Source organism: Mycolicibacter longobardus (genome assembly GCF_002102265.1).
Classification (GTDB): domain Bacteria; phylum Actinomycetota; class Actinomycetes; order Mycobacteriales; family Mycobacteriaceae; genus Mycobacterium; species Mycobacterium longobardum.
Map to the genome: position 1 here is coordinate 1 of NZ_LQPG01000043.1, position 1,457 is coordinate 1,457.

The following is a 1,457-nucleotide window of genomic DNA, read 5'->3' on the forward strand; positions in this document are numbered from 1 at the left end:
AGTGCGCCTGAATTCAGGCGGTCGCTGCAACGAATGTGGACGGGTCTGACAGTAGTCGGTCGAGTTCTTCGGCGGGGGTTCGCCAGCTGAGTCGTTTGCGCGGTCGGCCGTTGAGTTCGGCGGCGACCTGGTCAAGCCAGCCGGGGCCGTAGAACGACAAGTCGGTGCCCTTCGGGAAGTACTGGCGTAGCAGGCCGTTGGTGTTCTCATTGGTGCCGCGCTGCCAGGGGCTGTGGGGGTCGCAGAAGTAGATCGGCAGGCCGGTGGCCTCGGTGATCTGGGTATGCAGGGCCATCTCCTTGCCCTGGTCCCAGGTCAGCGAGCGCCACAGGATCTCGGGCAGTTCGGGCATCTTGGCGGTCATCGCCTCGGCGAGGGTCGCGGCGGTGCGATCCCCGGGTAGGTGCAACAGCAAGGTGAATCCGGTGGTGCGCTCGACGAGAGTGCCGATCGCCGAGGCGCTGTCGGCGCCGATGATCAGGTCGCCCTCCCAATGCCCGGGGATCGCTCGATCTTCGGCCTCAGCGGGACGTTCGCTGATGTTGACCATGTCCTTGAGTTGGCCTCGATTGTCAATAGGGTGGCGGCCCTGAGCCTTTCGCTGGGTGCGTCCGGTTCGCAGTGCGGCTTTGACCAGGCGGGCCAACTCTCCGCGGGGCTGGACGTAGATGGCCTGGTAGATCGTCTCGTGAGACACCCGCATCTCCGGATCGTCGGGGAAATCCTGCCGCAGCCGGCGCATGATCTGCTCGGGGCTGTGCCGCAATTTCAAGCGTCGCACAACCTCGGCCAGCAACGCCGGGTTGGACTCCAGCTTGCGTACCTTCGGGCGAGCACGGGCAGCATCGACGGTGTCCTGGGCTATCCGGGCGCGGTAGCCGCAGCTGGTCGCTCCCCGAGGCGCCTCCCGGCTGATCGTCGAGCGGGACCGTCCCAACAATCGCGCGGCATCAGCTTGCGAGTGCCCCGAGACGAACAGCTCTTCGAGACGACAGCGCTCGGTGAACGACAACGCCCGTGATACCTCTGCAGGCTCTTGAACAGCACAAATCGGTGTTCTTGGCACGAAACCAGCCTGATCGACCCAATGCCGCCCGGTGTGTTCCGACACACCCGCGGCCACCGCGGCCTGCGTCGCCGTCGCGCCGGAGTGCATCGCGGCCCAGAATGCATCCTTGACTTGCTGGCAGTACCGGGTGCCCGAATGCCCCTTCTCAGGTCGATAGCCAGCGTCTTTGGCCCACCTACGGCCCGTAGCGCCACACACACCAGCGACCGTGGCGGCCGCCGTCGGTGACAGCCCAGAGCGCACTGCCGCCCAAAACGTCGCCCGAACAGCCCCAGCCGACTCAACGTCTAGATGAACACCCGAACCCCGAAACCCCGTCTCGTGACCCATGCAGCACCGACCCCTTCCTGGTCAGGTGTTGCAGCGATCACTTGAGTCTGAGGCGAGT

General features: G+C 65.4%; 1 protein-coding gene. It reads right to left on the reverse strand.

The features are described from left to right. Positions 1 to 13 precede the first annotated feature (13 nt). The gene (locus tag AWC16_RS20265) at positions 14 to 1,156 is read right to left on the reverse strand and encodes an IS30 family transposase (RefSeq protein ID WP_109561512.1); all 1,143 of its coding nucleotides are present in this window, start codon (positions 1,154 to 1,156) and stop codon (positions 14 to 16) included. Between the last annotated feature and the right edge of the window lie 301 nt (positions 1,157 to 1,457).